This is a genomic window from Bacteroidales bacterium (assembly GCA_013314715.1).
Taxonomy (GTDB): Bacteria; Bacteroidota; Bacteroidia; order Bacteroidales; family GWA2-32-17; genus Ch61.
Window position 1 is genome coordinate 22,359 of the sequence record JABUFC010000019.1, and the last position, 18,736, is coordinate 41,094.

Below are 18,736 nucleotides of genomic sequence, written 5' to 3' on the forward strand. Positions count from 1 at the left end.
ATTAAAACAATTTATTCATAATCAACATACTACCAAAGAAAATAAGGATAGCTATTGGAATTAATATAACAATAGCTTTATTATTGTTTCTTAGCTTATGACGTGCTCTAAACGACTCAACAAAACCAACTGCTACAGCAAATAGAAGGGTAATTGTTACAAAAACAAGTAAAGTAAGCCAAGTCGGAAATGAAGGAGCTATGAAAAGATTGGTAACTAAAAGGCTATATAAAACGAATTTTAAGTGCCCTGCCCATTGAATCAAAGCTAAGTCAAAACCACAATAATCGAGTACCATCACTTCATGAATCATGGTCAATTCAAGATGTGTTTTAGGGTCATCGTATGGCATACGGCTGTTTTCGAGCAGTGCAACATGAAAAATTAAATAAGTGGCTAACACACCAATAAAAATAGCTATAGAACTATTAAAGGTAAGTGAGTGAAAAAAAGTTTCGAACGAGGTTGTTCCGCTCAAAAGAGCGAGCGAAGCTAACAAAATAAAAAAAGCTGGTTCAACTAGCATAGAATATAGGGCTTCGCGACTTGCTCCCATTCCCTCGAAAGCACTACCTGTATCAAGGGCTGCAACAATCATAAAAAATTTACCTAAACCAAGTAAATAAATAAAAAAGATAAAATCGCCCTGAAATGAAATGACTGCTCCATGCTTGCCCAATGGTAACATCAACGCTGCCATAATAACCGAAGCAAAATACATAACCGGAGCCCATGCAAATATCCACGAAGTAGTTTTGCTGTAAACAGCTTCTTTTCTGAATAACTTCACCAAATCATATACAGGTTGCCAAACAGATGGACCTTTTCGTCCCGATGTTTTGCTCTTTACCTTCACGATAATGCCCGGAAATACTAAACTAAGCAAAATAATTGCAGCCAATACCATATTATATCAAGTTTGTTAAAGTTAAAATTATTAATACTATTATAAGAACAAAGGGGTATAAGATATAATGTTGCGTCTGTCCGCTTTGGATAAAAGCAAATTTATCGAAAAAGCGTTCAAATATTTTTGCAATGGGCTTAAAAATATGTTTTTCGTAAGTGCTTTCCTGATGAGTTTTGTAATGGCGATGTTCTGGGAAATATTCTGTTGTCGCGATGGGTTTAAAATGAGTAGTAACATTTAATGAATGTTCCATGCCATGTATATAATTTTCAGCATACGAAGAAGCTGTATATTGAGTGCGTGGAGCATTCCCGTGATATGCACATCCCCATGTAACCGAAGATTGCACTTTTTTAGTCGTGAATGCCCATTTTTTTATTAACCAAACAGCTAATACAATTAACACAAATACTCCGGCAGCAAGACTTATGCTTTGAAGTGCATCAGTATTAGGCAACAATACGGTACTACACGTTGAGACATTTTGCTGAACAATTCTTAGCACAGGGTTTAAAACAATCGATGGGACAAAACCAATGAGTAAAATTAACGCCAGACTTATAAACTGAGGGGCTAACGACCACCATGACATTTCATGGGCATGATGCATATGCGAGCTGCGTTCGGTTCCTAGAAATACTATCCCAAAAGCTTTGGTAAAACAAAAAATAGCTAATCCTCCAATAGCAGCTAAACCAAGTAAAGCGAACAACATAACTAATTTTACAATCACATCTGCGTGAATAATACCATTTACAAAACCATTATAGATTAAAAATTCAGAAATAAAACCATTAAAAGGAGGTAATCCACAAATGGATAACGAAGCAATAAGAAAAATAAAAGCTGTTACAGGCATACGTTTTATCAATCCTCCCATGTTGTCAATGTTCATGGTATGCGTTTGATGATAAACAGAACCTGCACTGAAAAACAACAGCGATTTAAATAACGAGTGATTGAGCACATGCAAAATACCACCGGCAAACCCCAACATAGCAAGTGTCTGATTTTGAATAGCCAATCCAATAATGCCAACACCTATACCAATACCTATAATGCCAATATTTTCGATGCTATGATATGCTAGTAATCGTTTTAAATTATGTTGAACAATGGCAACACCCACACCTGTAATACCAGATATAAGCGAAACAAATAAAACAAGTAAACCAATGAGCATTAAATCGTTTTGTAGGGCGAACACTATGCGCAAAATACCATAAATACCCAATTTTATCATCACTCCCGACATTAATGCCGAAACATGCGAAGGAGCAGCAGGGTGTGCATGAGGAAGCCACGTGTGGAAAGGTACAAAACCAGCTTTAAAACCAAAACCCGCAAAAAACACCAAAAATAAACCGACATTAGAGTAATTCGCAAAATATTGCTGCAATGCCGACCATGACCACGAATCGGTAAAATAATGTAAAATAATGATACCTAATAATAAAAATAAAGCAGCAAAGTGCATTTGAATAAAATAATTGATACCGGCTTTTTGCGTTAACGATTTTTCTGCTTCAAACATCACCAACAAAAACGAACTTAATGACATAATTTCCCATACTACCAAAAAAGCTATGGTATTTTGCAACATCGTTAAAACAATCATTGACCAGTAAAGTGTGAAAAACGAAAAATAATGTAAAACTAATTCCTGTCGGCTTTTAGTATGATACATCGACATATATTGTATGCTGTATATAGACGAAACAAGAGTTGTAATATTAATAACCAAAACAAAAAATGCCGACAGCTTATCCATCGTAAGCAAAATGTCATTCCCCCAAAAATGAAAAGGAATGAGACAAGCATATGGTTGCGATAAAAATAATGTTTTAATAGCATAAAACGAACTCACAGCTAAAAATAAAAAAGTCAATATAAGATTGTAAACGGGTAGTTTTTTCCGGGACATTGCAAAAAACAATACAGAAAGACAAATAATTAACAATAATTCCATATCTCTGATATTTATTGCAAAAGTAGATTTTATATACTTACATTATTCACGTTTATTATGATTATTAAAAAAAATTTAGCCTATGTTTAAAATTCTAGTTAAAAAAAGTTGAATATTTGGAAAAATGAGTAAAAAAATATAACTTTCGGACGAATATATTCAAAAAATAACTAAAAAAATAAATTATGAGAAAGATTTTCATTCTTTTTAGCTTTGTAGTTTTATCTATTACTGCATTTAACCAAATAGATCCTTTATTATCGCCTTATTATCAAAATGGTCCGTATTCGGTGGTCATGGATTCAGATATGACTGCTACACCCAACGATTTATTGTTTTTTAGACCTTCTAATTCTACAGGTGGTCCATTTCCTACCATATTATTTCAACCCGGCGCTAATGGAACTGGTACAAGTTACATCAACAAGCATAGTTACGATATTTATTGGCAACATTTAGCTTCATACGGATTTGTGGTAATCATTATAAACAACACATCCGGTGGTCCAAACTCTACATTATTTACGCAAACACACGATTACATAAAAACTAAAGTTGCTAATTCTTCTAATTGGATGCACTCTTATGTCGATTTGAGCAGATTTATAGTTGCCGGACACTCAAATGGTGGCATGAATGCAACCGATATCATTATTAACAGACCTAATGAAATACAAGCTATTATTTATATGGCTTCTTATCCCAATCCTGGTATTTTTGGTTTAGGTGCTCAAAATGTTGGAAGTTATAATGGCAAAGTTATGTTAATGTGCGGTAGCGAAGATAATACTTCTGCACCTTTAGTTGGATCGACGAATGATGTTGCCAGCAATGCTTTTCAAAATAGGTTTACGGCGGCATCATGTAAGACCTGGGTTTTATTTAATGGTATTGGTCACGGAGGTTTTGGCAATTACAACAATCCCGATCAACCTGTTGGTTCTATTGGAAGGGAACCAGCTACTGCATCGATACGTCATTATATTTGTTCGTTTTTACTTTCGCAATTTTATGCCAATGGCGTAGCATATGCTAACTTTACTCAACCATTATTAAAACCAACTTCGGTTGGTGAATTTCAAACAACTTGTTCTCAGCTTGCTGAAATCAATGCCACGAACATAAACGCTGTTGCTTCTATATATCCAATGCCTGCAAGTTCATATGCAATTGTAAAATTCAATCAAAATTTTTCAGGTGTATGCCATATCTACAACGTCTTAGGACAGGAAATTAGCACTTTTAAATTAAACGACGAAAACGAACATTGGATTGATTTTAGCAACTTAAATAAAGGTCAATATATTTTAGAATATATTGATGATAAGGGTTTAGTTAGTTTTGTAAAATTGATTAAGATTTAGTGATGGTTTAGGGGAAAAAAAGAGGCTGTCAAAAATGACAGCCTCTTTTTTATTTTTTCATCAATTCATTAAATTACTAAAGAAAAGCGTTTAAAAGCTACTACTTTTAAATCTTTGTCAATACTTTCGAGGTATTGACGAACAGTTTTTTTACTATCGCCAAGATATTCTTGATTAAGGAGTGTGCTTTCTTTGTAGAATTTATTGAGTTTACCTTCGGCAATTTTATCAATCATGTTTTCGGGTTTACCTTCTTTGCGAGCTTGATCTCTACCAATTTCAAGTTCTTTTTCGATTATTTCTTGTGGTACATCGTCTTTGTCAATAGCAACAGGGCTTTGAGCAGCAATTTGCATCGCAATTTCTTTAGCTATTTGTTCGTCTGAAAGTATTTTGTTAAATCCTACGATACTTCCAATTTTGCTTCCAAAATGAATATATGAATAAACGTATTCAGCTTCGATATATTCATAGCAAGCAATGTCCATGCGTTCGCCAATGGCAGCAACTTTTTCCATAATCATATCGTTAATGGTAACTCCATCAACTTTGATTTGTTTTAGTTCGTCGATGTTTTTAGGGCGATTTTTTAATGCTGCATCGGCAATGGTTTCAGCAACTTTAACAAAGCCTTCGTTTTTGGCAACGAAATCGGTTTCGCAACTGAGAGCGGTCATTACAACAAAACGTTTATCACTTGATGTACGTGCAACAACGCATCCTTCAGTAGTTTCTCTATCGGAGCGTTTCATGGCTATAGCTTGTCCGCGTTTACGGATAATTTCTATTGCTTTATCAATATTTCCATCTGCTTCGTTGAGAGCATTTTTGCAGTCCATTAAGCCTGCACCAGTTACTTTTCTTAATTTAGTAATATCTGCTGTAGTTATTTGAGCCATAAATTTCTTTTTTTAGGGTTTATTTATTCTTTTGATTTTGGTTTACGAGCCGAACTTTTTTTACGAGCTATTGTTTTAGCTTCTTTATCAGTATTTTCTTCTTTTGAAGCTTCGGAAGATTTATCTTCGGCAGGAGTGTTTTCTTTTTCTACTTTTCTTTCTTCAAAACCTTCTTTAATAGCATCTATTATGGTGTCTAATATTAAAGCTATACTATTCGAAGCGTCGTCGTTGGCTGGGATTGGGAAGTCAACTAAATTGGGGTCTGAATTAGTATCTACCATAGCGATAATAGGAATGCCTAAACGGCGTGCTTCGCGAACTGCAATGTGTTCTTTAGAAATATCAACAATAAAAAGTGCTGCAGGTAATCGATTCAAATCGGAAATGCTGCCTAAGTTTTTTTCTAGTTTTGCACGTTGACGATTGATTTGTAAGCGTTCGCGTTTTGATAAATTATCGAATGTGCCGTCGTTGAGCATTTGGTCAATGCTGGTCATCTTTTTAACAGCTTTACGAATGGTAGGGAAGTTTGTTAAAAGACCACCTGGCCAACGTTCTGTAACATATGGCATATTGATATTTGATACTTTTTCGGCTACTATTTCTTTTGCTTGTTTTTTGGTAGCCACAAATAATATTTTTCGACCCGATTTGGCTATTTGTTTAGCAACACTGCTTGCTTCTTCGAGTTTAGCCAATGTTTTATGAAGGTCAATAATATGAATCCCATTTTTTTCCATAAAAATGTAAGGAGCCATAGCGGGATTCCATTTTCGTCTTAAGTGTCCAAAATGAACACCTGCTTCTAATAATTGTTCGAATGTAACTTTTGACATAAAAATTTATTTTTAGTTATTAATACAATTGGCAAGTAGTTCTTCGTGAAGAAGAAGTCTTGCCAATTTGAAAATTTCGGATAATATTTTGTACATTAACGTTTGCTGAATTGGAAACGTTTACGTGCTTTCTTTTGACCTGCTTTTTTACGTTCAACTTCGCGGGGGTCGCGGGTTAATAAACCTTTAGATTTTAAAGGTGAGCGATTATTTTCGTCGAGTTCAACTAAAGCACGTGAAATGGCATGACGTAATGCTTCGGCTTGACCTCTAACGCCACCACCGCTAATGTTGGCTTTTATATCGAATTTGTTTTCTAATTCTAATATTCTAAGAGGTTGAAGTACTACGTTTTGGAGAATTTCGCTAGGAAAATATTCTTTATAATCGCGATTATTAACTAATATTTTTCCATCACCTTCGCTAAGATAAATACGTGAAACGGCTGCTTTTCTTCTGCCAACAGTGTTTATTTTTTCCATATCGATTATTTAATTTTATCTATTGTAATTAAGGTTGGTTTTTGAGCTTCATGTGGATGATTAGATCCAACATATACATATAAATTATGTATTAAACGACGTGAAAGTCGATTGCGTGGAAGCATGCCTTTTACTGCATGTTCAACAACTTTGCGAGGGTCGGTACGCATCCATTTTGCAGGATTTTCAATGCGTTGGCCACCAGGGTATCCTGTGTGACTTAAATATATTTTCTTTTCCATTTTATCGCCGGTAAATACAACTTTATCGGCATTTATTACAATTACATTGTCTCCACAGTCAACATGAGGAGTAAATCCTGCTTTGTGCTTTCCACGTAAAATAATTGCAATTGTTGACGAAAGACGACCAACCGGTACGTTTGTTGCATCGATAAGCAACCAGTTCTTTTCAACTGTTTCTTTATTCAAAGAAATTGTTTTGTAGCTTAATGTGTCCACTTTTTTAATCTTTTAGTTACCCTTAAAATACGGACTGCAAAGATACATATTTTTTTCTTATTTAAAACAAGTTATGTTAAATTTTTTATCAAAAAATTTTCTTTACTGTTTAATTGTCCCAAAATCCAATAATTAAACCAGTTTTCCATGATTAAAATTTTCCAAAGTTTCCAAATTTCACCGTTTTGTAAATAATGGTCGATCGTTTCTTGGCGTATTAAGCCATTTTTTGCAAGGTTTGATTTTTTTAAGTGCTGAAAATAGAATAATTTATGACTATAAAATGAATCGGGACCTACAAATCCTTGTTTGGGTTTGTTTAATATATTTTGAGGTATTTTCGATTTTAAAATATTTTGTAGTAGATATTTTTGTTGTTGTTTATTAAAATAATGCTGAGGATGTAGCGAAAACATGAATTCTACCAGTGATTTATCAAGGAAAGGTACTCTAACTTCGAGTGTATGAGCCATACTGGCGCGATCTACTTTGGTCAGTACAAGTTCTGGCAAAAATGTTTTTAAGTCGAGATATTGAAGTGCTTTAAGTGGGTGTATGTCTTTTATGTAATGCTTGCGGTAGAAATAGAAGACATCGTCGGGAATGTACTTATAAAGATTAAAAGGTAAAAGCTTTGTTAGTTCAGAGTGGTTAAATAGTCCCATGGCCATAGATTGTGCATAGTATTCTACAAGTGAATCGTTTTTGAATAGCGAAAGGCCTTTATAGAACCATAGGTGAGACATATAAGTTTTATGCCAATGATATCCAGCAAATAATTCATCGCCACCTTCGCCCGATAATACTGTACGAACTTTTGACGCAGCAAAACGACAAATTTCATATGTTGGAACAATAGAAATGTCGGCAATAGGTTCATCATAATTATAAACCGATTGATAAATATTTTCTATTGTATTATTGGGTAGTATTTTTTCGTAATATTCTCGAATGTTTAATTGTTGAGCAATGATAAATGCTTGTTTGTGTTCGCTTTTTTCCCAATTGTCAAAACCAATGGTAAAAGCATAAGGGTTGTAATTATTTTCTTGGGTTAACATGGCTATAGTTGACGAGTCGAGGCCACTACTTAAAAATATACCAAGGGGAACGTCGCTTTGTAAGTGTTGTTTAACTGATAATTTCAAACGTTGATATACTTCATTGTCTATATTGCTATTATATTTTTTATCGCTTGGAACAAGTTGCCAATATTCATGAATCTCTATACGATTGTTTTTATCGGCTATCAAATATGAAGCAGGTGGAAGTTTATATATATTTTTGTAAATAGTATTAGGAGAGGGGATGTATCGATATGTAAAATATTTTATAAATGATTCAAAATTTATTTCTTTGTTGAATTCGGGATGTTTTATTAAAGCTTTTATTTCGGATGCTACTATAAAAAATGAGTCGAATTGTGCATAATACAAGGGCTTTATACCGATTCTGTCGCGTGCACAAAAAAAATGTTGTTTGTTTTCGTCGTATATTACGAATGCAAACATCCCATTTAGCTTTTGCAAAACAGAATTTCCCCATTCTTCGTAACCATGTATAATAACTTCAGCATCGCTTTGGCTTTTAAATACGTGTCCTAATTGTTCTAATTGAACTTTCAGTTCTTTGAAATTGTAAATTTCGCCATTAAAAGAGAGCCATATGGTTTGATTTTCGTTGCACATGGGTTGATTCCCTGATAAGGATAAGTCAATAAGCGAGAGTCGTGCATGGCCAATTGCTACTGTTTGGTTATTAAGTATATGAATGGATTGGTTATCTTTGCCGCGATGTTGCATAGTTAAAAGCATTGAGTTAGCAGTTTTGCGTTCGATGAGTTTTTGTGTTGACTTTATGCCTAATATCCCACACATGTTAAAACGAATTAATAGGGAATAATTGTTCTATACAAATATAAGTAGTGATTGTTAAAATTGAATAAAAGATAAACCATGTCATGTGTGTATAATGATGGGGTAATAATTGATTTTTTTTGTAAACGAAGAACATTAAAATTATTTTTTCTATGCTAAAAGCAATAACTGTGGCTAAGGCAATTCCTTTTATCGAAAAATTTGAAAGTAATATAAAGCTGAAAGCAAGTTTGGTAAAAAATTCAATAATAGATGCCCATAATAAATATTTATTTTGTCCTTTGGCCATGAGTATAGTTTGAGGAAATACCATTCGAGGTATTACCAGCAAGAGCATAATATTAAAAATGGGAGCACTATCAATAAATATAGGATTAAAAATATATTTAAACAGGTAAAAGCTAGTTATCATCAAAACGATACTTAAGGGAAATAAAACATGCATGAGTTGTAATGCTTGTCGTTTTAATTGTTTTATGCCTGGAATAATACTAGTAGAATTGTTTAAAATAGGAATCATAGCATTGCTAAAAGCACTTGCCAATAAAACAGATATAGGAAGTTCGCGAGCTCCATATCTATAAATAGCAAAAATGCTATCGTCAAAATGCATAGACACTAAAATGCCATCTACGTAAGGAATAGATCCTGCTATAAATGCTCCAAGAATTAAAGGACGAGAAAGCAATAATGCAATTTTAATTTGGTGTATTGATATTTTAAAAATACAGTATTTATATAAAGTTTTAATAAGCCATAATAGTCGCAAAAAAGTAATAAAAACTAGCCCCCATAGCGAATATACTAAATCATTAAAAATAAAAGCAGGGATGATAATGATAAGGAGCTGAATAAGGTAACTAAATATGCCGTATAAATAAATTAATTTAAGGTTATTATTTAATAGGTATATATATTCAATGAAATAAGTTAAGGGAGAAAGTAGTAAATAGCTAAGAAAAATAAACTTATACGGAATGAATGTGTTGTTGATAAAAAAAAGACTTAATGGCTTTTCAAAACAGAATACAATAATAAAAACAACGATACTAAAAACAGATGCTAGAATTACATTATTAAATAAATAAGTTGCTTGTTCGTTTTTAGATTTTATTTTATGATATTGTCCTAAGAGTGATTGAATAAGACCATTTGTCCAGAAAAAGCTTAATGCTCCTGCAAAGTATATAAATTTTTCATATAAACCAATATCCTTAACGGTGTAATTACTTTTAGCAAAAGCAATACTTATTAAGAATAAAGTACTAAACCGTGCAAGTTGAATAAATTGTAATGCAACAACAGGATTTTGGAGTTTAATGAGATATTTGTTGCTCTTAATCATCCAATAAAGGTATTGAAATTCTTTTCATTGGCAATAGTTGTTTCGCTACCGTGGCCAGGGTAAACAATGGTATTTTCGGGTAAAGTAAGTAGTTTTTGTTTTATTCCGTTTAAAAGTTGTTCCATATTACCTAGGGCTAAATCAGTTCTTCCAATACCGCCTTCAAATAAAATATCGCCTGAAATTAAAAAATTTGATGTTTGAGAGTATAAAGCAATACCACAAGGACTATGTCCAGGAACATGAATAACTTTTAAAAAATCATCGCCTATTTGAATTTTATCGTTATCGTTTAAAAGTATTTTGGGTTTAGGGGGATTTTGCATGTTGAAACCAAAATACTGGGTTTGTATAGGAATATCAAAATTTCCTGCTAAAAATATATAATCTTTATGAATAGAAAGTGGAGTATTGAAAAATGATGAAACAAAATGTGCACCCATTACATGATCGAAATGAAAGTGTGTAATAATAATATGTTTAACGGTTAATTGATGTTCTTTTATAAAATGTGTAAGTGTAGATTGCTCATTTTCACTGTAGCACGATGGGTCTATTATAGCGGCACTGCCATCGGTGTTCCATATTACGTAGCAGTTTACCATTAAAGGATTAAAAGAAAAGCATTTTAATTGTAACATAACTATTTACCTTTTACAAACGGTACAAAAATAAATTGACCGTGTTTAGTTATTGTAATTTGATTATTTTCGTTCTTTTCAATTAACGTCATTTCATGTGTATGGTCTCCAACTGGTATAACCATTCGGCCTCCAGCAGCTAATTGTTCAACTAACATTTGAGGAATTTCTTTTGCCCCTGCTGTTACAATTATTTTATTAAACGGAGCATAAGCAGCTTTGCCTAAATATCCATCGCCATAAAATTGATGAACTTTATAGCCCAGAAAATTTAGTCTTGCTTGTGAATCTAAAAATAATTGATGGATGCGTTCAATAGTAAAAACTCGTGCTCCCATTTCAGCTAAAATTGCTGCTTGATAACCGCTACCAGTCCCAATTTCAAGCACTTTGTCGCCTTTTTCTATTTGTAAAAGTTGAGTTTGAAAAGCTACTGTATAAGGCTGAGATATAGTTTGTCCTTCACTAATAGGCAATGCCTGATCTTCGTATGCTAATTTTTCTAATCCTTTATTTACAAATAAATGTCGTGGTACTTTTTCGATTGCTGCTAAAACAGGCTCTGAATGAATTCCTTTTTGTTTTAAGGTTTCAACCAATTTTTTTCGTAATCCTTTATATATTAAATTATCTTCCATGGTACCTACAGTTATGCAAAGGTAAATATTTTATTCAAAATCTAATTGTTCCCATTCTGTATAAAATTGATTGAGAAATTGTTCCATAAAACGATGTCTTTTATTGGCTATTTCTTTTGCTTTTGGGGTATTCATTAAATCTTTTAGTAATAGAAGTTTTTCATAAAAATGGTTTAGCGTAGGAGCATCACTTCTTTTATATTCATCTTTTGTCATGGCAAAATTCGGCTTTATGTCTGGATTATATATGCTTCGATTTTTAAATCCTCCATAATTAAATGTTCTAGCAATACCGATAGCTCCAATAGCATCCAATCGATCCGCATCTTGAACAATTTTAAATTCAATACTTTTTTCAATTTGATTGTTAATATTCTTAAATGAAATATTTTCGATGATGAAAATTACATGATGGACAATATCGATATCAATCTCTAATTTTTCTAAAAATGCTTTTGCTTTTTTAGGTCCAATAGTCTCATCACCAGAGTAAAATTTTGAATCGGCTATATCGTGCAATAAAGCTGCTAATTCTACTACTAAAATATTTGAATTTTCGTATGCTGCAAGTTTTTTAGCTAATTGCCAAACTCTATAACTATGCCACCAATCGTGACCTCCTTCAGCATTTTTTAGCTCTGTTTGAACATAACTTATAGTATGGTTAATAATAGTATTCATCTTTTTTATGCCAAATTGGTTGTTACTTCTTTTTCAAAAAAAAGCAAAAGTAATAGATGTTAATTAATTTTAATCAATTTAATAGATTAAAAAACTTTTTGAAAAATTCAATATTTTTGTACAAAAATACAAGACAGAAAAATGTGTTATTTTTTTTAAATTGAAAAAATGATGAAACGTGGAATAATTACCTTATTGATGGTTTTAGCTGTTTTCAATGCTATTGGACAGTTAACATTAAAACAAATTGATAAAAAGCTTGATAGTTTACAAACAGCAAAACTAACGACTCAACAGCGTATTGCTGCTTATCAGGATCAATTAAAGCAAATTAATAAAGAAATTGCTGATTTGACTAATCAGAAAAAAAATTTAATGATGGAAGTTACAGGCGATTACATTCAAGCTAAAACAGGTAGTGGGGGAGCTATTTTAAGAGATAAACCATCATCACTTGGAAATGTAATTGTTAATATCCCAGCTAATACAGATATAAAAGTTTACAAAGAACAGCAAAATTTGTATTTTAAAGTTAATTTTAATGGGCAAGAAGGCTATGTAAGTTATTCTACTATTGCAGCGAACCAAGAAATAGATGATTTTTTAAGTGGAAAGCCTTCAAACGCACAAACGAAATCTCAATCTACAACGGTTGTTCGTAGTGTCAACGAAAATGATCCTAAATACCAAAAATTAGTTAAATTATATGGAAAAGATATTGCTATTCGAATTATGAATAATGAAGTATGGGAAGGAATGACTCCTGGTATGACTCTTGAAAGCATAGGTAAACCCAATAGCAAATCGTCTATTAATGCTGATGAAGGGGTAAAAGAAGTGTGGGAGTATAACGATTATAAATTAGAGTTTTTCAATGGATCTGTTTCAAAAATTATTAAAAAGTAGTTGTTATTGTTTTTAATGCATTTTATTTTCTGCCAAAATCGGCAGGTATTTCGCCCCATTTAGACGTTTCCCATTTGTATATATTGTTGCTGTAATAGTTTTCTTGAAGCCATTTTTCAGCTCTTGATAATAATTCAAAGATAACTGAATTTCGAGGCGTAGGAGTTAGTTTTGTATTGGCTTTTTTATTTCGAACCCAAGCTATGGCTGTTTTGCTATCCGAATAAATATCGAAATTCCAATTTTGTTTTTTACATAAAGCAAGTGCATGCACAATGGCCAAAAATTCGCCAATATTATTGGTAGCATCGTAAAAGGGTCCTTGATGAAAAATTACTTTTTTTTCAGGAATAATAATACCTCTATATTCTAATATATGAGTACTTTTGCTATAGGCGGCATCAACGCATAAACCATGCGATGGACTAGTTTTTACAATGGTTTGATTTTGTGGATTAAATGCTTGTAAAGCAAGTTCATATGTAGGAAATGATTTATATTTTGCTCCTGTAAATCCTTCAACTTGCTTTTTACATTCTTCCCACGAATCAAAAATCCCTGTTTTAAAGCCTTGCCAAACTACATAATATTTTTGTTTGCCCGCCATTTAATGTAAATCTAAACCATGAAGCATATATACCATGTGTTCTAAGCTTTTTAAAATTTCAGTCATATATTCTTTAACTGCCTTGGTACTTCCTGGTAATGAAAAAATGAATGATTCTTCACAAACACCTGCTATGCTTCTACTCAAAAGGGCGTTGGGTTTTTCATTACCATATTTTAAGCGAATATATTCCATAATACCTGGAATTTCTTTTTCTAATAATGGTTTTACAGTTTCAATGGTAATATCTCGTTTGCCAATTCCTGTTCCACCAGTAGTTATAATAATATCTGTGCCACTTTTTATTTCTTCTTTTATCGATTTTTCTAGTTGATTTTTATCATCTGGTAAAAGTTCATATTTAATTTTAAATTTTCTTTCTTTTTGCTTGAAAAATTCTTCTAACATTTGAATTATTACTTTACCGCTTATATCTTCGTATTCTCCGTTTGAAGCTCTATCACTAAGGGTTATGACCTTGCATCGAAATTCTTTAGGAATGTACAAAAGCGTATCACCTTCTTTTAAGTTACCTTCGCGTAAAACTCTAACAAAAATACCCTCCTTGGGCATAACACACTTTCCAACAGCAGAAAAGATGGCACAGCCGTCACCATGGCAGTGTTTACCTATCTGAGTTACTTCAAATTCGGTGTAGCACCCAACAAATTTGTCTAAGGGTTTTGATTGATATAATTCCATTCCTTCTGTTGTAATGTTTTCGGCAAATTCGCCCATATTAATAGGACGCCCTAAAATATTTTCGAATCGGCGAATACTTTCTATTGCTAACATGCTTACTTGTCTATGCCAACTTCCAGAGTGGGCATCTTCTTGAATACCTTTTTTACTAAAAAAAGCCTGATGAATAGGTGTTTTTATGGTTCCTTTTTGGGTTGAAATATTTATTGATAATATTTTAATTTCTTTCATTTTATTGAAGTTTTATTTTTTTCTATTAAACGAATATCTTTAATTATCATTGTTTTGTCAACAGCTTTGCACATATCGTAAATGGTTAGCAATGCTACTGTAACTGCAGTGAGTGCTTCCATTTCTACACCTGTTTTTCCATCGCATTTTACATTACTTTGAGCTTTTATCCCATTTTCAAGAAATTCAAAATTTATTTCAATATGGTTTAGTAACAATGGATGACATAAGGGAATTAACGATGATGTTTGTTTTGCAGCCTGAATACCAGCAATTTGAGCAACTGTGAGGGCGTCACCTTTTTTAATTTCTAGTTGTTTTATCATTTCTAAAGTGTTTTTTTGGAGTTCTATCATACCTTCGGCTATGGCTTTGCGGTGAACAATTTCTTTATTACACACATTTACCATTTTTGCCTTACCTTCATGATCGATATGAGAAAATTTATGTTCCATATTTTTTTGCCGTAAAGATACAGAAAAGCATCCGACCTAAAAAGAACATGTTCATATTTATATTTGCGACAGATTTATTAATTTAAAAAATAAAGAAAAATACTGTAATTTTGTACAAAATAAAACATGCAATAGCTATGAAAACAAACTCATCTTGTTTGTCATGATTGACAAGATGAAAGAATTTAATTTAAAATAATTACACATGAAAAAACTATTATTTTTCCTATTAATGACTTTTTTAGTTGGATGTAGTAATGTTTCTATTAAGCATGTCTCACAGGTTCGTAAGTTTAATAAAAACCATTTTGTTTATGCTTTACCCAAAACAAAACTTATTGTTCACATACAATTTGAAAAGCAGTTTTATAAAAAAGGTCCTTATGCTGAATTTGCAACCAAATTTTTAGGTATCGATCTTTTACCAACTAATGATAATGTTAAATATTTTATTAGCAAAATAGAAGTCGATCAAAGAACGATTGCCGATAGTCAAGAGGTTTATGTTGTGCAGTATAAGCATCAATTGCCTTGGAAATCTATTGTACAGCAGACAGATGGTGTTATTTTATCTATAAATCAAGATGTATCGAATAAGGATTACGCAGAAAAACAGGTATTTAATAATTTGAATCAAATTAAAACCTTTGAACAAGTAGTTTTTAAAGAGCTGACACCAAGTCCTTACATCAAAGAACGAATAGATACAACTTTTAAGCAAGTTAAAGTAGATACTAACTGGGTAAAGATTATGGTTACAAAAAAAATGATAGATACATTAAAAATAGAAGACAAAGCTAAAGAAGCTGCTCAACATATTTTCGAAATTCGTACACGCTTATTTGATTTAATGACAGGCGACATGGAAACCCTTCCTCAAGGAGAGGCAGCAAAAACTATATTAGAATATTTAAAAGCAGAAGAGCAAGAATATTTATCGCTATTTATGGGAAAAACATTTGCTATTCCAATCGATTATTATATTGAAATTTTGCCAAACAATATTAATGAAAACGAAATTATATTGGGCTATTTTCATCCAAACAAAGGATTAGTGAATCAACCACTTAAAAATGCTCAGAAATTTACAGTAAAACTAGTTAATAACGATTATTATCAGTCTTATACGCAAGCTTTACTCAAGTATAAAAAAGCTCAAAACACAAATAATTTTACGTATCGTTTGCCTATAAATTCTACAATAAATATTTTTTTGGATGAAAATTTAATTTATTCAAAACAAGTAGAAATTTATCAATGGGGTAAGGTTATGGAATGTCCTATAAGAATGCTTAAGAATGCTGCTTTTGATTTTTCTAATCCTTTAAAAGTAGTAAAAAAATGAAAAAGTACATGTATTTATGGTTTATCTTAATGTTTAGTTTTGGTTTATATGCTCAAGAGCAACAATTATATAACGAAAATATTGATGGTAAACAACAACTGGCAAACGCTATAATGGAAGCTCAGAAAAGCCAAAAACATATTTTAGTTCAGGTGGGTGGCAATTGGTGCCCATGGTGTATAAAGTTTCATAAATTTATTACAAATATGACTTCAATAGATTCTATCATTAAAGCAAATTACATTTACGTACCACTTAATTACAGTAGAGAAAATAAAAACACTGAAGCATTGAAACAACTCGAATATCCTCAACGCTTTGGTTTTCCCGTGTTAGTTATTCTTGACGCCGGGGGGAAAAGAATTCATACACAAGATTCAGGTTTACTCGAAAAAGGAAATAACTACGACACTGCTAAAGTTGTAACTTTTCTTAAACAATGGACCCCAAAAGCCTTAAACCCTTCTAACTATGAGAAAAATTAATTCAAAATAAATTTTTTGTAGATGAAATTGTCATGAGAAACCATTTGCACAAACCGAAAATGAAATTATCACTCATAAATAAGCCTTGTTCTTTATTCGAATGGCTTTTTCTATCTTATCATTATGATAAGACCAGTTCTGACATAAATTTAAAAATAAAAAAATAATTACAGATGAAGACAATCATTTTTATTAGTTTAGTTATCCTGCTTTTTTGTGCTTGTAATTCAAGCTCAAAACAAGAAAATAATGCTCATCAAGAAGAACAACAAATAATGAATACTATGCAACAAAGTCTTGATAGCAACAATGCAGAAATCATTATGGAACGCGATACAACAAATTAAATTTGTTTTTTATTGGGGAGTTACTTTAACAAGTTCTACCTCATAAACTATTATACTGCGGGCAGGAATACATTTTTCGTCTCCTAGTAAACCATAGGCTAAATTAGGAGGTAAAATAAACATTGCTTTATCGCCTTCACGCATCATACGAATCCCTATATCTAAACCCGATTCAACATCATCTTTTCCAACACGAAAACTTTTTATTCCGCTACTATCGCTACAATAACAAATTTTACCCGTTTCGAGTATCCAAACTTTATACTTTATATTTGCAACCTTCCCGTATTGAGCCGAGTCGCCTTTGCCAATATGCTGAATTTGATACCATAAACCATTTTTCCCAACAGTGAGTTTTAAATTATTACGTTTACAGTAGCGTGCTATTTTTAACGAATCCCTATCCACTAATATGGCATTCACTTTTACGAGAGGTTCTTTATAAGCTAGTACTTCTTCGTCTGATTTAGGTTTACGATGTCCTTGTGAGCATGCTATAATTAACAATAGAATAAATAAGCCTAATATGTTAATCTTCTTCATTTAATAATATATCTTTATAAAGAGGAAGTATCGATTCAAATTGATTTATACATTCTTCTAACGAAACGTTTTTAGCTTCGCCCCCGGCGGCATTTTTATGTCCACCTCCTGAAAAATGTTTGGCCATTATTTCATTTACAGGTATATTTCCAACCGAACGGAATGAGATTTTAATGTATTCGTCGCGTTCTAAAAATAAAGCTGCAAAACGAATGCCCTTTATACTTAATGGATAATTTACAAAACCTTCAGTATCGCCTTTCTGGAAACAAAATTCTTGTAGTTCATTTTTCGATAAATATATATAGCCTGTTGCGTATTCATGAATAATTTTCATTTTTTTATGTAATGCATAGCCTAGCATTCGCATTCTTTGTTGAGTAAAACTATTAAAAATGTTTCGATGTATTTTTTCTTTATTTAAACCATATTGCAATAAACGTGCAGCTATTTCATATGTTTTGGGTCTTGATGCATTAACGTTAAATGAAATGGTGTCTGACATAATACCTGTAAATAAATTTTCGGCTACCTCTTTATTTATATATGTTGTCCATTGGCAAAGTTCTATAACAGTGTAAACAAGTTCAGCCGTTGAGCTAACTTCTTGTTCAGAGATTAAAATATCAAAAAAAGAATCAGGGTATGGATGGTGGTCAATTAGAATTTTTGTGGCTTTCGAATTTTCAAGCAGATATTGCATTTTACCAACCCGTTTTCGTTCATTAAAGTCCAGACAAAAGATAATTTCACATTTTTGAAATATTTCCTCAATAATTTGATTATCATTGTTATAAAAAATAGCTTCGTTAAAATGGGGCACCCATTTTAAAAAATCGGGGACATTATTAGGAAAAACTGCCCATGCGTTTTTGCCCATTTGTTTTAGCAATATGTATAAACCCAAAACACTCCCAACAGCATCGCCATCCGGATTTTCATGTCCAATAACAACAATGCTTTTTGATTTTTTTACGTATTCAAGTAATTGATTTATAATTTTTTCCAC

The 18,736-nt window shown here is 32.1% G+C and carries 21 protein-coding genes; 5 read left to right on the forward strand and 16 right to left on the reverse strand.

The features are described from left to right. Nucleotide 1 precedes the first annotated feature (1 nt). Together HPY79_05970 and HPY79_05975 are read right to left on the reverse strand one after the other, a co-directional pair. Nucleotides 2-907: an NADH-quinone oxidoreductase subunit H gene (locus tag HPY79_05970; GenBank protein NSW45341.1), complete on the reverse strand. Its 906-nt coding sequence runs from the start codon at nt 905-907 to the stop codon at nt 2-4. Between the two features lies 1 nt (nt 908). Beyond that, entirely contained in the window at nt 909-2,879 is a 1,971-nt protein-coding gene (locus HPY79_05975; protein ID NSW45342.1) for a hydrogenase, read from the reverse strand. A 185-nt stretch (nt 2,880-3,064) separates the two neighbouring features. Here HPY79_05975 and HPY79_05980 point away from each other — a divergent pair, with 185 nt between their 5' ends. After that, nucleotides 3,065-4,243, forward strand: a complete 1,179-nt coding sequence (locus HPY79_05980; GenBank protein ID NSW45343.1) for a T9SS type A sorting domain-containing protein — start codon at nt 3,065-3,067, stop codon at nt 4,241-4,243. 68 nt (nt 4,244-4,311) lie between these two features. Here the strand turns inward: HPY79_05980 and HPY79_05985 are convergent, their stop codons facing one another. The 9 genes from HPY79_05985 to HPY79_06025 form a co-directional block, all read right to left on the reverse strand. Further along, nucleotides 4,312-5,142: an elongation factor Ts gene (locus tag HPY79_05985; protein ID NSW45344.1), complete on the reverse strand. Its 831-nt coding sequence runs from the start codon at nt 5,140-5,142 to the stop codon at nt 4,312-4,314. 23 nt (nt 5,143-5,165) lie between these two features. Next, the gene (gene rpsB / locus HPY79_05990; GenBank protein NSW45345.1) at nt 5,166-5,981 is read right to left on the reverse strand and encodes a 30S ribosomal protein S2; all 816 of its coding nucleotides are present in this window, start codon (nt 5,979-5,981) and stop codon (nt 5,166-5,168) included. A 95-nt stretch (nt 5,982-6,076) separates the two neighbouring features. Beyond that, a complete protein-coding gene (gene rpsI / locus HPY79_05995; protein ID NSW45346.1) occupies nt 6,077-6,463 on the reverse strand; it encodes a 30S ribosomal protein S9 in 387 nt (128 codons plus the stop codon). A gap of 5 nt (nt 6,464-6,468) precedes the next feature. Next, nucleotides 6,469-6,924 (reverse strand): 50S ribosomal protein L13, encoded by a 456-nt coding sequence (gene rplM, locus HPY79_06000; GenBank protein ID NSW45347.1) that lies wholly within the window; start codon nt 6,922-6,924, stop codon nt 6,469-6,471. Between the two features lie 71 nt (nt 6,925-6,995). Beyond that, nucleotides 6,996-8,801 carry an asparagine synthase (glutamine-hydrolyzing) gene (asnB, locus tag HPY79_06005; GenBank protein ID NSW45348.1) on the reverse strand — a complete coding sequence of 602 codons (1,806 nt, stop codon included), beginning with the start codon at nt 8,799-8,801 and terminating at the stop codon, nt 6,996-6,998. Nucleotide 8,802: 1 nt separating this feature from the next. Next, the gene (locus HPY79_06010) at nt 8,803-10,146 is read right to left on the reverse strand and encodes an oligosaccharide flippase family protein (protein NSW45349.1); all 1,344 of its coding nucleotides are present in this window, start codon (nt 10,144-10,146) and stop codon (nt 8,803-8,805) included. Beyond that, a complete protein-coding gene (locus HPY79_06015; protein ID NSW45350.1) occupies nt 10,143-10,787 on the reverse strand; it encodes an MBL fold metallo-hydrolase in 645 nt (214 codons plus the stop codon). Before HPY79_06015 ends, HPY79_06010 begins: the two co-directional genes overlap by 4 nt. Nucleotides 10,788-10,789: 2 nt before the next feature. Then, complete coding sequence (locus tag HPY79_06020; protein NSW45351.1) at nt 10,790-11,425, reverse strand: protein-L-isoaspartate(D-aspartate) O-methyltransferase; 636 nt, start codon at nt 11,423-11,425, stop codon at nt 10,790-10,792. A 30-nt stretch (nt 11,426-11,455) separates the two neighbouring features. Beyond that, nucleotides 11,456-12,106 carry an HD domain-containing protein gene (locus tag HPY79_06025; GenBank protein ID NSW45352.1) on the reverse strand — a complete coding sequence of 217 codons (651 nt, stop codon included), beginning with the start codon at nt 12,104-12,106 and terminating at the stop codon, nt 11,456-11,458. Between the two features lie 171 nt (nt 12,107-12,277). Between HPY79_06025 and HPY79_06030 the strand changes: the two genes are divergently transcribed. Continuing rightward, nucleotides 12,278-13,012, forward strand: a complete 735-nt coding sequence (locus HPY79_06030; protein ID NSW45353.1) for an SH3 domain-containing protein — start codon at nt 12,278-12,280, stop codon at nt 13,010-13,012. A 22-nt stretch (nt 13,013-13,034) separates the two neighbouring features. On the opposite strand, the gene HPY79_06035 is transcribed toward HPY79_06030, so the two are convergent. From HPY79_06035 to moaC, 3 genes are read right to left on the reverse strand one after another with little or no spacing between them, the layout of a single operon-like run. Then, nucleotides 13,035-13,619 (reverse strand): viroplasmin family protein, encoded by a 585-nt coding sequence (locus HPY79_06035; GenBank protein ID NSW45354.1) that lies wholly within the window; start codon nt 13,617-13,619, stop codon nt 13,035-13,037. After that, nucleotides 13,620-14,552 carry a molybdenum cofactor synthesis protein gene (locus HPY79_06040; GenBank protein NSW45355.1) on the reverse strand — a complete coding sequence of 311 codons (933 nt, stop codon included), beginning with the start codon at nt 14,550-14,552 and terminating at the stop codon, nt 13,620-13,622. Further along, nucleotides 14,549-15,007 carry a cyclic pyranopterin monophosphate synthase MoaC gene (moaC, locus tag HPY79_06045; protein ID NSW45356.1) on the reverse strand — a complete coding sequence of 153 codons (459 nt, stop codon included), beginning with the start codon at nt 15,005-15,007 and terminating at the stop codon, nt 14,549-14,551. The genes HPY79_06040 and moaC overlap by 4 nt, the downstream gene beginning before the upstream one ends. 205 nt (nt 15,008-15,212) lie before the next feature. Between moaC and HPY79_06050 the strand changes: the two genes are divergently transcribed. From HPY79_06050 to HPY79_06060, 3 genes are all read left to right on the forward strand, one after another. Then, nucleotides 15,213-16,352 carry a DUF4831 family protein gene (locus HPY79_06050; protein NSW45357.1) on the forward strand — a complete coding sequence of 380 codons (1,140 nt, stop codon included), beginning with the start codon at nt 15,213-15,215 and terminating at the stop codon, nt 16,350-16,352. After that, the gene (locus tag HPY79_06055; GenBank protein NSW45358.1) at nt 16,349-16,837 is read left to right on the forward strand and encodes a thioredoxin family protein; all 489 of its coding nucleotides are present in this window, start codon (nt 16,349-16,351) and stop codon (nt 16,835-16,837) included. Before HPY79_06050 ends, HPY79_06055 begins: the two co-directional genes overlap by 4 nt. 173 nt (nt 16,838-17,010) lie before the next feature. Then, on the forward strand, nt 17,011-17,184 hold the full coding sequence (locus tag HPY79_06060) for a hypothetical protein (protein ID NSW45359.1): 174 nt from the start codon (nt 17,011-17,013) through the stop codon (nt 17,182-17,184). 9 nt (nt 17,185-17,193) lie between these two features. Here the strand turns inward: HPY79_06060 and HPY79_06065 are convergent, their stop codons facing one another. Further along, entirely contained in the window at nt 17,194-17,727 is a 534-nt protein-coding gene (locus HPY79_06065) for an FKBP-type peptidyl-prolyl cis-trans isomerase (protein NSW45360.1), read from the reverse strand. Further along, a complete protein-coding gene (locus HPY79_06070; GenBank protein NSW45361.1) occupies nt 17,714-18,736 on the reverse strand; it encodes a bifunctional oligoribonuclease/PAP phosphatase NrnA in 1,023 nt (340 codons plus the stop codon). Before HPY79_06070 ends, HPY79_06065 begins: the two co-directional genes overlap by 14 nt.

What these genes read in the sequence shown, in the direction of transcription:
- HPY79_06025 (NSW45352.1), bottom strand. Translation starts at nt 12,106, where the DNA reads ATGAATACTATTATTAACCATACTATAAGTTATGTTCAAACAGAGCTA.
- HPY79_06040 (NSW45355.1), bottom strand. Translation starts at nt 14,552, where the DNA reads ATGAAAGAAATTAAAATATTATCAATAAATATTTCAACCCAAAAAGGA.
- HPY79_06060 (NSW45359.1), top strand. Translation starts at nt 17,011, where the DNA reads ATGAAGACAATCATTTTTATTAGTTTAGTTATCCTGCTTTTTTGTGCT.
- HPY79_06015 (NSW45350.1), bottom strand. Translation starts at nt 10,787, where the DNA reads ATGTTACAATTAAAATGCTTTTCTTTTAATCCTTTAATGGTAAACTGC.
- HPY79_06035 (NSW45354.1), bottom strand. Translation starts at nt 13,619, where the DNA reads ATGGCGGGCAAACAAAAATATTATGTAGTTTGGCAAGGCTTTAAAACA.
- HPY79_06020 (NSW45351.1), bottom strand. Translation starts at nt 11,425, where the DNA reads ATGGAAGATAATTTAATATATAAAGGATTACGAAAAAAATTGGTTGAA.
- asnB (NSW45348.1), bottom strand. Translation starts at nt 8,801, where the DNA reads ATGTGTGGGATATTAGGCATAAAGTCAACACAAAAACTCATCGAACGC.
- HPY79_06030 (NSW45353.1), top strand. Translation starts at nt 12,278, where the DNA reads ATGAAACGTGGAATAATTACCTTATTGATGGTTTTAGCTGTTTTCAAT.
- HPY79_05970 (NSW45341.1), bottom strand. Translation starts at nt 907, where the DNA reads ATGGTATTGGCTGCAATTATTTTGCTTAGTTTAGTATTTCCGGGCATT.
- rpsB (NSW45345.1), bottom strand. Translation starts at nt 5,981, where the DNA reads ATGTCAAAAGTTACATTCGAACAATTATTAGAAGCAGGTGTTCATTTT.
- HPY79_06055 (NSW45358.1), top strand. Translation starts at nt 16,349, where the DNA reads ATGAAAAAGTACATGTATTTATGGTTTATCTTAATGTTTAGTTTTGGT.
- HPY79_05975 (NSW45342.1), bottom strand. Translation starts at nt 2,879, where the DNA reads ATGGAATTATTGTTAATTATTTGTCTTTCTGTATTGTTTTTTGCAATG.
- moaC (NSW45356.1), bottom strand. Translation starts at nt 15,007, where the DNA reads ATGGAACATAAATTTTCTCATATCGATCATGAAGGTAAGGCAAAAATG.
- HPY79_05985 (NSW45344.1), bottom strand. Translation starts at nt 5,142, where the DNA reads ATGGCTCAAATAACTACAGCAGATATTACTAAATTAAGAAAAGTAACT.
- HPY79_05980 (NSW45343.1), top strand. Translation starts at nt 3,065, where the DNA reads ATGAGAAAGATTTTCATTCTTTTTAGCTTTGTAGTTTTATCTATTACT.
- HPY79_06010 (NSW45349.1), bottom strand. Translation starts at nt 10,146, where the DNA reads ATGATTAAGAGCAACAAATATCTCATTAAACTCCAAAATCCTGTTGTT.
- HPY79_06050 (NSW45357.1), top strand. Translation starts at nt 15,213, where the DNA reads ATGAAAAAACTATTATTTTTCCTATTAATGACTTTTTTAGTTGGATGT.
- rpsI (NSW45346.1), bottom strand. Translation starts at nt 6,463, where the DNA reads ATGGAAAAAATAAACACTGTTGGCAGAAGAAAAGCAGCCGTTTCACGT.
- HPY79_06065 (NSW45360.1), bottom strand. Translation starts at nt 17,727, where the DNA reads ATGAAGAAGATTAACATATTAGGCTTATTTATTCTATTGTTAATTATA.